The following is a 13,526-nucleotide window of genomic DNA, read 5'->3' as shown; positions in this document are numbered from 1 at the left end:
ATCTAAGGCAAAGCAAATTGTTTTATCGCAATCCCCCAACTTTTTAACTTGATCCAAAAGCCCCTCTTTATTTTTGGTTGAAACATTTCCAGCAAAAAAATACCGGACAAACTGTCCGGTATTCTCCTATATGAAAAACTTACTCAATCTTTGCAATTAAGCAGTTTTTTTAAATTCTGTTTTTCTAGCTAATTTACTTTTCAGATTACTAGCCTTGTTTTTATGAATAATACCACGTTTAGCTAATTTATCAATCATAGAAACGGTCAAGGGCAACGCAGCGTCATAAGCTGTATCATCAGCAGATGCTTTAAGATTGCGAATTGCATTACGTGTAGTTTTACCGTAATAGCGGTTTCTGTCTCTGCGTTTTGCTGCTTGGCGAACGTCTTTTTTGGTAGCTTTATGATTTGCCATTCAATAATTCTTTTTTGAGTAATTTTTCGGAGGGCAAAAGTATAATAAATTTCTTTAAATGAAAAATAATTTTTTATTTACCCTTTCTCAAAACGCAAAATCTGGCCTCCTCACCTAGTTAATTGTTCCTTCAAAAAGAAAGCATTATTATTTTCTTTTCTACTAAAATAATTAATAAACAATCCTTTGTTAAAAAAATAAAGAATATTAAGCTTTTATTAGAGCGGAATATAGGATATTTGCAGATAAATATAAATCATAGTCAAACCTCTCTGAGAAAATGAAAGATTTCTCGTATATCACCAACTCACATCCAGCCTTTATCGAAGAATTATATGCTGACTTTGTAAAAGATCCAGCCGATATTGACCCGGAATTTAGAAAATTTTTTGAAGGCTTCGATTTTGCAGTAGCTAACGAAACTACCTCCACCGCGAATGCCGCAAACAATGCCAGCTTCGATGCTGTAGCACTTACAAAGGAATTAAACGTTTACAAACTCATTTCCGCCTATCGTGAAAAAGGTCATCTGATTGCTAAAACGAATCCCATTCGTCCAAGAAAAGATAGACATGCCAATCTTGGATTACGGTATTTTAACCTTTCCGATGCAGATTTGGATACGCATTTTCAGGTAGGTCAATATATTGGTTTGCCCAACGCCACGCTTAAGCAAATCGTCGAAAGATTAGACAGCATCTACTGCGCCTCAGTCGGTGTTGAGTTTACCTATGTGAACGATCCGGAGATTGAAAACTGGATACTTAATGCGGCTGAAAAAACATTATTGGAAAAGCCATCTCTCAAAAAACGGAAGCGTAACTTAGAAAAAATAAATCAAGGTGTTCTCTTTGAAAAATTTCTACACACTAAATATATTGGGCAAAAGAGATTCTCATTAGAAGGAGGAGAAGCACTGATTCCTGCTTTAGACGCTGCTATTCATATTGCTGCAAAAAATGATGTGCGCGAGGTAGTAATAGCCATGGCACACCGTGGCCGTCTAAATGTTTTAGCTAATACTTTGGGTAAAACATATGAACAAATATTTAGCGAATTTGAAGGCGTTGTGCCCGCAGATAAGACTCAAGGAAGTGGAGACGTAAAATACCACCTCGGGTTTCGGAGCGATTTTGTTACCGATGACGGCAAAAAAATAAACCTGCAACTTTGCCCTAACCCCTCTCATCTTGAAGTGGTCGATCCGGTAGCATTGGGCTTTGCTCGTTCAAAGGCCAATGTATTATACAACTTTGATTATGATCGTATTTTACCAATTCTTATTCACGGTGACGCCGCCCTTGCGGGCCAAGGAGTAATTTACGAAGTAGCACAAATGAGTGAATTGGAAGGTTACAATGTCGGGGGAACCGTTCATATTACCATTAACAACCAAATCGGTTTTACAACCGATTACAAAGATGCGCGATCTTCTGATTATTGCACATCAATTGCCAGCATTACGCAATCCCCGGTTTTTCATGTAAACGGGGACGATATAGAGGCAGTGGTAAAGGCAGTAGAAATAGCAACAGAATTTAGACAGCAATTCAACAAAGATATTTACATCGACATTCTCTGCTACAGAAGACATGGACACAATGAAGGTGACGAGCCTAAATTTACACAACCGCAACTGTATGCGTTAATTGACCGTCATCCAAACCCACGCGAAGTTTATACGAAGTTTCTTACAATGCATGGTGAGCAAGAGGCACAGGTACTGGCCAAAGAAATGGAAACAAAATTTTGGAACGATTTGCAGGCGAGATTTGATGAAGTTCGCCAAAAGCCTTTACCTTATAAATTACAAGCGCCAGAGGAATGGTGGCAACGCTTACGTTCATCCACACCTGAAGACTTTGAAAAATCACCTACTACGGCCATTCCACTTGAAAAGGCAAAAGATCTGGTAGAAAGACTCTTGCAATGGCCAGACACTTTTCATCCGCTTCGGAAAGTAAAAAAATTATTGGAAGATAAAAAAGCTTTGTTCGAAAGTGAAGAAAAAATTGATTGGGGCACCGCTGAATTATTAGCCTACGCGAGCTTAATTGTTGAAGATAAAACCGTTCGGCTAAGCGGAGAAGATGTGAAACGTGGTACTTTTGCCCATCGTCACGCGGTACTTTTCGATGAGAATGATAATAGTGAGTACAATCGTCTAAATCATTTAAAAGAAAATCAGACAGCCCAATTTAGGGTATTTAATTCACTGTTGAGTGAATATGCCGTTATGGGTTTTGAATATGGCTATGCAATGGCCAACCCGAACGGACTGGCCGTTTGGGAAGCACAATATGGTGACTTTGCGAACGGGGCACAGATGGTGGTCGACCAATATATTGCCAGCGCAGAATCGAAATGGGGAACGATGAGTGGTATCGTTTTATTATTACCACATGGTTATGAAGGCAGTGGACCCGATCATTCCAGCGCTAGACTCGAAAGGTATTTACAAAGTTGCGCCGAAGAAAACATGGTCGTAACTAATATTACGACAGCCGCGAATTTCTTCCACGCGTTAAGAAGACAAGTGAGCTGGGAATTTAGGAAGCCTTTAATCAACATGTCACCAAAGGCTAACTTACGCCATTCCGGTAGCTATAGCCATATTAGCGAGTTTGCAGACGGCGGGTTTAAAGAAGTAATTGACGATGCCCAGGCAAATATAGAAGATATAAAAAAGGTATTATTGTGTTCCGGCAAATTGTACTTCGATTTACAAGAAAAGAAAGAAAAGGAAAATCGTACAGATATTGCTATTATTCGACTGGAACAAATATATCCTTTACCTGTTCAGCAGATTAAAAACCTGCACGTCAAATATAAAAATGCAATATGGTTCTGGGTACAGGAAGAACCATTGAATATGGGTGCAGCCTCCTTTTTACAAACAAATTTCAAAGCCTTTCCTTATGGAGTCATCAGTAGAAATGCAAGCGCTTCGACTGCCACAGGTTATGCTAAAGTGCATAAAATAGAACAAGAAGAAATATTGGAAACTGCATTTTCGATTTGATGTGTATAAGTATACAAAAATGTATTTATCGAATTTATACTTTTAAAATAAAAATTATTTAAATAAAAGGTATCTATAAAATATTTGTAGTCTAAATGTAAAATACTTTTACCTTTAACGCAATACCTTGAAATCGCAATAGTATGATAGAACTAAAAGTGCCCACGGTGGGCGAGTCCATTAGCGAAGTGACCTTAATTAAATGGATAAAAAATGATGGCGACTATGTAAATCGTGATGAAGTAATTGCTGAACTAGAAAGTGAAAAAGCAACATTTGAAGTAAATGCGGAACAAGCAGGTATCTTACACGCGGTGGCTGAAATAGATGCTACATTACAAATTGGAGACGTATTAGCTACCATCGACGAAACAGCTGAAAAACCAGCAGGGCCAACCGATGATGAACCGTCTAAAAAACCCCAACCAGAACAAGAAACAGCTGTCGCTCCTGTTCCTATCCCTGCAATTAAAGCCGCAGGAAAAGGCGTAATAGAAATAAAAGTTCCCACTGTAGGAGAGTCCATCAGTGAAGTAACATTGGTTAAATGGATTAAACATGAAGGAGATTTAGTTAACAGAGACGAACCAATTGCTGAATTAGAAAGTGAGAAAGCTACTTTTGAATTGAACGCCGAGGAAGCAGGTAAATTATCCATTATCGCGAATGAAGACGACGTTTTACAAATAGGAGATTTAGTGGCTAAGATTGATACGGATATTGCTGGACCAGCAGCACCTCAGACAAGCTCACCTATTCAATCAGAATTGAAGACTGTGGCCGGTACTACCACTACCGCGCCAGTAACATCTGTCCCAAATGATATAAAAGCGACCCCTTTAGCCTCCGCAATGATTGCTGATAAAAAGATAGATACCAAATCTATCAAAGCCAGTGGTGAAGGTGGAAAAATATTAAAAGCCGATGTATTGGCTGCATTAGCCAATCCCGGCAAACAAACTTTTGCCGGCTCGGAATTATTCTCACGCAACGAGCGTCGCGAAAAAATGAGTAACCTACGCAAAACCATTAGTCGTCGTTTGGTAGAATCAAAAAATACGACTGCGATGCTCACTACTTTTAACGAAGTAGATATGGGCAACATCATGGATATCCGTAAAAAATATAAAGACAAGTTTAAAGAACAACATGGTGTAGGTCTGGGTTTCATGAGTTTTTTCGGTAAAGCTTGCGCTATCGCATTGAGCGAATGGCCCGCTGTAAATGGTTATATTGATGGGAACGAATTGGTCTATCATGATTATGCAGATATTAGTATTGCCGTGAGTACACCAAAAGGTTTAACAGTACCAGTAATGCGCAATGTGGAGAGTAAAAGCATGGCAGATATTGAAAAGAATGTAATAGAATTGGCGACCAAGGCGCGTAATGGAAAATTGGGTATGGAAGATTTGCAGGGCGGTACTTTTACCATTACCAATGGTGGAACTTTCGGAAGCCTGCTAAGTACACCTATTATTAATTTACCTCAAAGCGCCATCCTTGGCATGCACAAAATCCAAGATCGTCCGATGGCTGTTAACGGACAAGTAGTTATTCGTCCGATGATGTACATAGCCCTAAGCTATGACCATCGTATTATCGACGGAAAAGAAAGCGTCAGTTTCCTAGTAAGGGTGAAAGAATTGTTGGAAAACCCCGAATTATTGTTGTTTAGTAAAAACCCCATTCAAGCCTTATTGGAACTATAAATCGAGCAATTTACTTTTTAAAAGCGGTTTCATCTTTTTGATGAAACCGCTTTTATGTTAAATATAATGCCATACATAATTAACAGGAAAAATACTCTTAATTAACATAATACCTTTGGCGAAAGGGTTTAAAAAGTTTATGTTTGAACAATATGATAAACGCCTGCCTTCTCCATCTTTTTGGTGCACCTAAAATTCTTTACAGTGAGATTACTCATTTAGAGCATAATTCACCCAATATTATTGTCTATGCGATACCGGTTATGGCCTTTCTTACGCTGTTAGAGATAGGTGTTTCCTGGTATCAAAACAAGAAATTATATAAGACAAAAGAAAGTATCGGGTCTACACTGGTAGGCTTGGGAAATGTGCTTATAAATGTATTAATAAAAGTAGGGCTGTTCTATCTGTTCGTCTGGGTTTACAACCTTTTACCTTGGCGAATGAGCCTTAACTGGTGGACCTTTATTCCATGCTACATTCTTTTTGATTTTTGCAGCTATTGGTCACATCGTATTTCACACGAACTGCGGTTGTTGTGGAGTACCCATGTGGTGCATCATTCAGCAGAAAATTACAACCTTACGGTTTCATTTAGATTAAGTTGGATTCAAAATATCAAGACTATATTCTTCATCCCTGTCGCCTTATGCGGATTTCACCCTATCGTCATTTTTGTTGTGAGCCAGGTAAGCGTAATGTTTCAATTTTGGGTCCATACCGAGTATATCAAAAAATTACCGTATTGGGTGGAATATATTTTTGCCACTCCCTCCAACCATCGTGTTCACCATGGTTCACAAGAGAAATATTTAGATAAAAACTTCGCCGCCACTTTTATTTTCTGGGATAGAATATTTGGAACTTTCCAACTTGAGGAAGAACGTCCAATTTATGGACTCACCAAAAAAATTGGCAACCGACTAAATCCTATATTTCTAAACTTCCATGAAGTAAATGACATGTACCAAGATGTGAAAGCGGCAAAAGGCTTTAAGAAAAAATGGTTTTATATCTTCGGTAGTCCTTTAAAGATTTATAATGAGAAAATAGCGCGTAAAAGGGAAAAAGAAATGGTCTCGGACTCTTTTTAATTTTTTTATTTAGCCAACAGCTGCTTTAAAAGTTCTATAATCAATACCATAAAATATCGCGCTATCAGTATATTTTATTACCTTTGCACATCTTAAAAGTTCTTATACAATCACTTTATGATAAGCAGAAGAAATATCCGGATAAAAGTAATGCAACTGTTATATGCAATTGATGCAACAAATCAGGAAAAATCATCGCCTAAAGAAACGGAAGTTGTAACACAACTCAAAAAGCAAATTGAGCAAACTCGTACATTACTGGTATTTATGCTTTCCTATCTAATAGAAATTGCTCAATTCGCCGAAATACACGCACAGCAACGCGCCTCAAAGAATATCGTAACACAAGAAGACCTAAATGTAAACATTAAAATTGCTGGCAATGAATTTGTTTGGCATTTATTGGAGAACGAAGCATTCAATACAGTAGTCAATCAAAATAAGGTCAAGCTTTTAGTGGAGGATGACCTCGTAAAAAAAATATTTTTGCAGCTTATACAGACGCCCGAATATGCGGCATATATAGCCATTGACAGTAGAGACAAGAAATCAGATACAGAAATAATTCATTTTATCTTTACCGATTTACTTTTAGCAAACGAGAGTTTCATTGCTAAAGTAGAGGAGCTTTTTCAAAATTGGGATGACGATTGTGAAGTGATTGAACAAATGGTTATGCAATATTTGAATAAACCAAAATCTATCAACTTCAAAGAGTCCATATCTGCAGATAAATGGTTATATGCAAAAGAACTGCTGACGACTGTTTTAGAAAAAGACGAAGCATTAATGGATTTGATAAAGCCAAAATTAAAAAATTGGGATTCTGAAAGAATTGCGGTAATCGATATGCTACTATTAAAAATGGGCATAAGTGAATTACTTTTTTTCGAAACAATTCCGACAAAAGTAACCATCAATGAATATATTGATATCGCAAAAGATTACAGTACCAAACAAAGCGGCCAATTTGTAAACGGAATTTTAGATTCTATTCATAAAGACTTAATTTCGCAAAACAAAATTCAGAAAGTCGAATTTAGAAAAAATTAATATCGATGAACAAATTATTTGCATTTCTTACAACAATCGCATTGATTGGTTTACTCTCTTGCTCCGGCAACAGTACTACAACCCATCAAAAACAACCAGCTGGCGTGTCGAGTGATACAGCCAATTTTACACAGATAAAATGGTTAGATTCCATTCACGATTTTGGATCCGTTAAGTATGGGGAAAATGTGGCTATCTCCTACACTTTCAAGAATATAGGTCAGAAGCCGCTTTATATTACAAGTGTACGCCCTACCTGTGGCTGCACCATTGCTGATTACACCAAAGATGCAGTCCTACCTGGTCAGGAAGGAACAGTAAAAGCCACTTTTGATAGCAAACATGGTGCTCCTGGAAGTATTCGGAAAAGCATAGTTGTAAGTTCCAATACGACCAATGATGCAAACTATGTACTTGCATTTACCGGCACGGTTACCAAATAACTTTCAAACAATTTCTTTCATTCAACAAAAACAAAATAGATGAGTACATTAAATTCAGTATTAGCAATGGCCGGCAATGGAAGTGCTGGTGGTGGAGGCCCGCAATTAATTATTATGTTGGGTATTATCGTAGTGTTTTATTTCTTTATGATTCGCCCGCAAGCAAAAAAAGCAAAAGACCAAAAAGGTTTTATTGCCAACCTACAAAAAGGAGATAAAATAGTAACAATAGCTGGAATACATGGCACTATTAATAAGATAAACGAAGATGGGACAACTATTGTGGTAGAAACTAGCCCTGGTATTTATCTCAAAATGGAAAAATCTTCCATCAGTCTTGAATGGACTAAAGCATTGAATAAAGCAAGTGGGGATACAAAATAGATTTTCCTTCGCCGAAAAAAGTAGCAAAGCCAAAATTAAAATCATTTAATTTTGGCTTTTACTTTTATATAAAATCGTGGGTATGCTAAAAATAGGATTAACAGGTGGCATAGGAAGTGGGAAGAGTACGATAGCCAAAATATTTAATACGCTGGGAATACCTATATTTGATGCAGATGCAGTAGCTAAATCTATTATGCAAAATAATGCATCCGTTAAAACTCAATTAATAAATGCATTTGGCCCCGAAATTTTCGAACAGACGACCCTCAACAGAAAATATTTAGCAGCAATTGTTTTTAAAGACGCATCTAAATTGAAACAGCTTAATAATATTACGCATCCGGCGACCATTCAGGCAGCAGAAGATTGGATCGCCTTACAATCTGCCCCATATATTATAAAAGAAGCTGCACTGCTATTTGAAGCAAAGAGCGCAAGCAACTTGGATTTCATTATCGGCGTACAGGCGCCTATTGAACTGCGCGTTCGCAGAGCGATGAAACGCAGCAATCTTTCAGAAAAAGCGGTAATGCAACGAATAAAAAAGCAAATGGACAATGACAAAAAAATGCAGCTTTGCGATTTTATAATTGTCAACGATGAACAACAGGCAATTCTGCCACAAGTGCTTTCTTTGCACCTAAAATTTATAGCAATGCGATAAAGAAAAGTTAAACCTTACATTTGATTAATCTATTGCAAAAGCATATTTGTCAAACAAGCAATAAGTAGTATTTTTATATAGGTATCGTTGAATAACAATTTCATTTAAAATATAATATCATGAAAAAATTAGCTTTATGGTGCGTTCCTGCACTGCTTTTGTTCTTCGCGGGATGTAGCACGTCGAAATTAACCACTAGCTGGGTTTCCCCTCAAGCAACAATGCAGGGGCGACACTTCAACAAGGTCTTGGTTCTAGGCTTACTAAGTGCCAAGAACCGCGCTGTAAAGGTAAATATGGAAAATGAATTAGCTAGTGGGCTTAATAATATGGGGATCCAGACAATTACGGCCACCGATATTTATGGTCCTAATGCTTTTCGCGGAATGTCAGAAAGACAGGCCATGAGACGCCTGCATAATGACGGCATTGATGGCGTAATTACGATTGCACTTATTAATAAAAATACCAGCAGAAATTACGTTCCGGGAAGTTGGGGCGGTCCATTCTGGGGATATTATTCCTATTATTCGCCTTATATGTGGGGCGCACCTTACGGTGGTTATATGAGTCGAACAACTTCTTATTCTTTTGAAACAAATCTCTATGATTTACAAAATAAAAGTAAGTTACTTTACTCAGCGCAATCAGAAACGGTTGATCCAAATTCTCCAACAAAATTGGCAATGGATTTCGCGAAAACAATTGTAAAAGATTTAAAAACGAAAAATCTCTTGCGATAAATTTTATAAATGAATATTCTTCAAATGGAGTTTATCGTTAAGAGATAAACTCCATTTTTTTTGATTATGTTGAATTTATTTGCATGATAATTTAAAAATTGCCAGATCATTTTTAAAGACATAATAGAAATATTAATTCCAAAATTTAATGCTACTAGACATGGAAGAAGAAAAATGATTCATCATTTTCAATATTTTCATTTAAAAATAGCTTTTTTAGAATAATTAAAAAAGCAATAAAAAGACTAGTAAAAACAATTTATAAAAAACAGGTTCTCTTCTATAATCCTTATTTCATCAATGTTACAGAAAAAGAAGAAAAAATGATTTTTAAATAAATAAAAAATGCTGCATAAGGTTTTCAACATTATGTGCAAAATTTATTTTACAATGTATATAAATGGTTATATATTTACTACATATTTACTAACCATTAAATTTCATTTCTCATGGCAACAGCAAAAAAAGCAGCTCCAAAAAAAGCGGCTCCAAAAAAAGCAGCTCCTAAAAAAGCAGCTCCAAAAAAAGCAGCTCCAAAAAAAGCGGCTCCTAAAAAAGCGGCTCCTAAAAAGGCTGCTCCAAAAAAAGCGGCTCCAAAAAAAGCAGCTCCAAAAAAAGCAGCTCCTAAAAAAGCAGCAGTTAAGAAAGCAGCTCCTAAAAAAGCAGCTCCTAAAAAATAGCTCAGGTTTCAAAGATATTAGCTATTTGCAAATACAGTCCCGAAAATTCGGGACTTTTTTTGTTCCCTATTTTGATAGTACGTAAGTTGCATAAAATTATAAATTCACAACGATGACGAATAAATCAATAGCAGCCAACTTCAAGCTACTCGGCCAATTGATGGAAATATATGGTGATGATAGTTTTAAAATAAAATCTTATTTAAATGCGTCGCGCACTATCGAAAAACTGCCAGCCGAATTAGCTTCGTTAGCAGAAGATAAAATATTCTCGATCGTTGGGATTGGTAAAGCCATCGGCAATAAAATTATAGAACAACTTCAAACAGAAACTTTTAAAGTACTCGAGCAATACATTGCGAAAACTCCGCCAGGTATTATCGAAATGTTGCACATAAAAGGATTGGGTCCTAAAAAAATTTCCACGATTTGGAACGATCTAGAAATCGAGACTATAGGTGAATTACTATATGCTTGCAACGAAAATCGTTTAATGCTTTACAAAGGATTCGGCGAAAAAACGCAAAATAGTATTAGCGAAGCAATAGATTTTTATTCGGCAAGTAAAGGTCGCTTCCTATTTTCAGAAATTGAAAATGCCGCAATAAGTTTTAATGATTATCTAAAAAGATCGTTTCTCGATTATACATTTTTACTCACAGGTGCCTTCCATCAAAATGCCATTACCATTGATGCCTTGGAATGGGTGACGGACGCCACCGAGGATGTCATACTGGAAATAATCGATACAAATAATTTTGAACTGATAAGTAAAGAGAATGAATTTTACGCTTTTAAAACCCCAACAAACATCACCATCTATTTTATTCAAAATGAAAAAAAGAATATCTACAATAAATGTTTTCAACTAAGCTGTAGCGAAAATTTTTATACCGCATTTGCTTCAAAATTTTCCGAAATAACGACAAAAAATTATAGCTCCGATAAGGCGTTTTTTTCTGAAAATAATGTGGAGTTTATTCCTCCTTATTTAAGGGAGGATGCAAAATGGATTGACGCCGCGCAGAAAAAATCTTTACCCAAAATTATTGAACCGGAAGATATTAAAGGAGTCATCCACTCGCACAGCAAATGGAGCGACGGAGCTAACACTTTACGCGAGATGGCGGAAGCTGCGAAACAGCAAGGTTTTGAATATTTGGCCATTAGCGATCATTCACAAATAGCCGTCTATGCCAACGGGCTTTCTATTGAAAAAATTACAGCGCAGCACAAGGAAATTGATGAATTAAATCAATCACTTGCGCCATTTAAAATTTTTAAAAGTATTGAGAGTGATATTCTCTACAACGGCGATCTGGATTACGCTGATGAAATACTAAAATCTTTTGATTTGGTTATCGCTTCTATTCATTCCAATTTAAAAATGGGTGAAGAAAAGGCAATGGAACGATTAATGAAAGCCATCGAAAATCCTTTCACCAACATATTGGGCCATATGACAGGAAGGCTTTTACTCAGTCGTGCCGGATATCCGGTAAACCATAAAAAAATCATAGAGGCTTGCGCAGCTAATAATGTGGTGATCGAATTAAATGCCAATCCCAGAAGATTGGATATTGATTGGCATTGGATTGATCATGCGCTAGAGAAAAATGTCCTCATTTCCATTAATCCAGACGCACATTCAATCAGGGGAATTAAAGACATTCGGTATGGAGTACTGGCAGCACAAAAAGCCGGTCTTACGGCAAAAGACAATCTCAGCTCTTTTTCGTTGCAAGAATTGGAATCTTTTATCCAAAGACAAAAAGAAAAACATCCTTAATTAATTCGCAATAACGTAACGTTTAAAATAAGCAAATGAATTACCTTCGCCTAACAGTTTTATCAATTTAAAATAAAAATAATAATGGGAAATAAATTTGATTTTGGTATGATTGGCCTTGGAGTAATGGGCAGGAACTTATTGTACAACATGGCTGACAATGGTTTTAGTGTTATAGGTTTAGACCTCGATAAAGAAAAGGCAGATGCACTTGAGAGTGGTGCCACTAAGAATACACAGGTTAAGGGCACTACCAACACACAAGATTTCATCAATCAATTAGCCACGCCAAGAAAAATTACTTTATTGGTTCCGGCAGGCAAACCGGTTGATGCAGTTGTGGCAAGTCTACTTCCCTATTTAGACAAAGGTGACATTATTATTGACGGCGGTAACTCTCACTATACCGATACCTTACGTCGGGTTAAAGATCTTGCTGGAAAAGGCTTTCATTTTATGGGAATGGGTGTTTCCGGTGGTGAAAAAGGCGCGCGCTTTGGCCCAAGTATCATGCCTGGTGGAGACAAAGAAGCTTACAATCACATAAAACCTTTACTGGAAGCAGTTTCTGCAAAAGTAAATGGCGAACCTTGCACTGCGTATATGGGTAAAGATGCAGCGGGTCATTATGTAAAAATGGTACATAATGGTATTGAGTACGCAATTATGCAAACGCTAAGCGAAGTGTACGACTTATTGAAAACCGGCCAAAATTATTCTAATGATGATTTACATCAATTATTTAAAATTTGGAACGAAGGAAGACTACAGTCCTTCCTGGTAGAAATTACCCGCGACATTTTTGCGACAAAAGATACGGAAAGCAATAACTATCTGGTCGATATGATTTTGGATAAAGCCGGCGCTAAAGGTACTGGCAAGTGGACTTCCCAAGATGCAATGGACACAGGGGTATCCATACCTTCTATTGATGTCTCGGTTTCAATGCGTACGATTTCAGCTTATAAAAACGAACGCTTGGAGGCGGCAAAAATTTACCAACCCGTTGTTGGAAAAATCACAACAGACAAAAAAGTATTTGCACAACAATTAGATGATACTTTGTACTTAACAATGATTATTTGTTATGCACAAGGTTTAGCTTTATTAGTAAAAGCATCTGAAGAATTGGAAATGGAAATTCCTTTGCACGACGTGGTAAAAATATGGCGTGGTGGTTGCATCATTCGCTCCACATTATTAGAAGATTTTTATAAAGCTTATACAAACAACCCAACGTTAACCAATATACTTTTAGACGAATCTATTGCGAATCTGGTAAAACCTTGTATCGCCAGTATGCGCGAGGTTGTTTCTCAAGCAACAAAAAGTGGTATTGCCGTGGCGGCGATTCAGAGTTCTTTAGCGTATCTGGAGTCCTATACTTCCGCTAAAATGCCCACCAATCTTATTCAGGCGCAGCGCGATAATTTTGGCTCGCACACTTATCAAAGAATCGACAAAGAAGGTATTTTCCACACAGAATGGCAAATACACAAAGACTAAAATCATCTAATCAAAT

General features: G+C 37.0%; 12 protein-coding genes. 11 read left to right on the top strand and 1 reads right to left on the bottom strand.

What is annotated here, in order from left to right:
- Positions 1–156 precede the first annotated feature (156 nt).
- Entirely contained in the window at positions 157–417 is a 261-nt protein-coding gene (rpsT, locus tag ACQR30_RS12870) for a 30S ribosomal protein S20 (protein ID WP_429735731.1), read from the bottom strand.
- A 280-nt stretch (positions 418–697) separates the two neighbouring features.
- On the opposite strand from rpsT, the gene ACQR30_RS12865 reads away from it, so the two are divergent.
- The 11 genes from ACQR30_RS12865 to gndA all read left to right on the top strand — a co-directional run bounded on the left by ACQR30_RS12865 (position 698) and on the right by gndA (position 13,510).
- The gene (locus ACQR30_RS12865) at positions 698–3,439 is read left to right on the top strand and encodes a 2-oxoglutarate dehydrogenase E1 component (protein WP_429735729.1); all 2,742 of its coding nucleotides are present in this window, start codon (positions 698–700) and stop codon (positions 3,437–3,439) included.
- A 143-nt stretch (positions 3,440–3,582) separates the two neighbouring features.
- Entirely contained in the window at positions 3,583–5,151 is a 1,569-nt protein-coding gene (gene odhB / locus ACQR30_RS12860; protein WP_429735727.1) for a 2-oxoglutarate dehydrogenase complex dihydrolipoyllysine-residue succinyltransferase, read from the top strand.
- A 152-nt stretch (positions 5,152–5,303) separates the two neighbouring features.
- Positions 5,304–6,245, top strand: coding sequence for a sterol desaturase family protein (locus tag ACQR30_RS12855; protein WP_429735734.1), 942 nt, complete (start codon positions 5,304–5,306; stop codon positions 6,243–6,245).
- Between the two features lie 117 nt (positions 6,246–6,362).
- Positions 6,363–7,298 (top strand): transcription antitermination factor NusB, encoded by a 936-nt coding sequence (gene nusB, locus ACQR30_RS12850; protein ID WP_429735725.1) that lies wholly within the window; start codon positions 6,363–6,365, stop codon positions 7,296–7,298.
- A 5-nt stretch (positions 7,299–7,303) separates the two neighbouring features.
- The gene (locus ACQR30_RS12845; protein ID WP_429735723.1) at positions 7,304–7,741 is read left to right on the top strand and encodes a DUF1573 domain-containing protein; all 438 of its coding nucleotides are present in this window, start codon (positions 7,304–7,306) and stop codon (positions 7,739–7,741) included.
- Between the two features lie 39 nt (positions 7,742–7,780).
- Positions 7,781–8,125, top strand: coding sequence for a preprotein translocase subunit YajC (gene yajC, locus ACQR30_RS12840; RefSeq protein ID WP_429735721.1), 345 nt, complete (start codon positions 7,781–7,783; stop codon positions 8,123–8,125).
- An 82-nt stretch (positions 8,126–8,207) separates the two neighbouring features.
- Complete coding sequence (coaE, locus tag ACQR30_RS12835; RefSeq protein ID WP_429735719.1) at positions 8,208–8,792, top strand: dephospho-CoA kinase; 585 nt, start codon at positions 8,208–8,210, stop codon at positions 8,790–8,792.
- Positions 8,793–8,911: 119 nt separating this feature from the next.
- On the top strand, positions 8,912–9,535 hold the full coding sequence (locus ACQR30_RS12830; RefSeq protein WP_429735717.1) for a hypothetical protein: 624 nt from the start codon (positions 8,912–8,914) through the stop codon (positions 9,533–9,535).
- Between the two features lie 449 nt (positions 9,536–9,984).
- Complete coding sequence (locus ACQR30_RS12825; protein WP_429735715.1) at positions 9,985–10,215, top strand: hypothetical protein; 231 nt, start codon at positions 9,985–9,987, stop codon at positions 10,213–10,215.
- Between the two features lie 112 nt (positions 10,216–10,327).
- Entirely contained in the window at positions 10,328–12,004 is a 1,677-nt protein-coding gene (locus tag ACQR30_RS12820; protein WP_429735713.1) for a PHP domain-containing protein, read from the top strand.
- A gap of 84 nt (positions 12,005–12,088) precedes the next feature.
- Positions 12,089–13,510 (top strand): NADP-dependent phosphogluconate dehydrogenase, encoded by a 1,422-nt coding sequence (gene gndA, locus ACQR30_RS12815; RefSeq protein ID WP_429735711.1) that lies wholly within the window; start codon positions 12,089–12,091, stop codon positions 13,508–13,510.
- Positions 13,511–13,526 lie beyond the last annotated feature (16 nt).

It is taken from the genome of Arachidicoccus sp., from assembly GCF_050436765.1.
Taxonomy (GTDB): Bacteria; Bacteroidota; Bacteroidia; order Chitinophagales; family Chitinophagaceae; genus Arachidicoccus.
The sequence above is the reverse complement of the archived record's forward strand: the minus strand, read 5'-3'. Positions and strand labels throughout refer to the sequence as shown.

Excerpts from the sequence above, each read along its gene's own strand:
- yajC (WP_429735721.1), top strand. The coding sequence starts at position 7,781 with ATGAGTACATTAAATTCAGTATTAGCAATGGCCGGCAATGGAAGTGCT.
- odhB (WP_429735727.1), top strand. The coding sequence starts at position 3,583 with ATGATAGAACTAAAAGTGCCCACGGTGGGCGAGTCCATTAGCGAAGTG.
- rpsT (WP_429735731.1), bottom strand. The coding sequence starts at position 417 with ATGGCAAATCATAAAGCTACCAAAAAAGACGTTCGCCAAGCAGCAAAA.
- ACQR30_RS12820 (WP_429735713.1), top strand. The coding sequence starts at position 10,328 with ATGACGAATAAATCAATAGCAGCCAACTTCAAGCTACTCGGCCAATTG.
- nusB (WP_429735725.1), top strand. The coding sequence starts at position 6,363 with ATGATAAGCAGAAGAAATATCCGGATAAAAGTAATGCAACTGTTATAT.
- ACQR30_RS12845 (WP_429735723.1), top strand. The coding sequence starts at position 7,304 with ATGAACAAATTATTTGCATTTCTTACAACAATCGCATTGATTGGTTTA.
- ACQR30_RS12865 (WP_429735729.1), top strand. The coding sequence starts at position 698 with ATGAAAGATTTCTCGTATATCACCAACTCACATCCAGCCTTTATCGAA.
- ACQR30_RS12830 (WP_429735717.1), top strand. The coding sequence starts at position 8,912 with ATGAAAAAATTAGCTTTATGGTGCGTTCCTGCACTGCTTTTGTTCTTC.
- gndA (WP_429735711.1), top strand. The coding sequence starts at position 12,089 with ATGGGAAATAAATTTGATTTTGGTATGATTGGCCTTGGAGTAATGGGC.
- coaE (WP_429735719.1), top strand. The coding sequence starts at position 8,208 with ATGCTAAAAATAGGATTAACAGGTGGCATAGGAAGTGGGAAGAGTACG.
- ACQR30_RS12825 (WP_429735715.1), top strand. The coding sequence starts at position 9,985 with ATGGCAACAGCAAAAAAAGCAGCTCCAAAAAAAGCGGCTCCAAAAAAA.
- ACQR30_RS12855 (WP_429735734.1), top strand. The coding sequence starts at position 5,304 with ATGATAAACGCCTGCCTTCTCCATCTTTTTGGTGCACCTAAAATTCTT.